The following is a 346-nucleotide window of genomic DNA, read 5'->3' as shown; positions in this document are numbered from 1 at the left end:
TGGATGCGGGCGGTCTGCGCGATATCGAGGTTGAGGCTGTCACAAAAATGCTGGCCTGCGGCACGCGGATACTGGGAGTGAAGGAATACATCTGCGATAAACCTGAGTGCCCCCACGTCAGATACGTCACTAACTCATGCGGCAGCCGTGCCTGCCCGTCCTGCGGAAAAAAGGCCACAGACCTGTGGATAGCGACACAGCTGAATCGTCTTCCTGACTGCGACTGGGTACACCTGGTCTTCACCCTGCCGGACACGCTGTGGCCGGTGTTCGAAAGCAACCGGTGGCTGCTGAATGACGTGTGCCGTCTGGCGGTGGAGAATCTGCTGTATGCCGCCCGGAAACG

General features: G+C 59.2%; 1 protein-coding gene. It reads left to right on the top strand.

Translation table 11 applies throughout. The features are described from left to right. Window positions 1-346, top strand: a 346-nt coding sequence (locus ACUU1M_RS20730; protein WP_449144801.1) for a transposase zinc-binding domain-containing protein, incomplete at both ends; no start/stop codon positions are given.

This window comes from Shigella sp. SIG6 (genome assembly GCF_053555815.1).
Note: the sequence above shows the minus strand (reverse complement) of the source record. Positions and strands in the feature narration are given on the sequence as shown.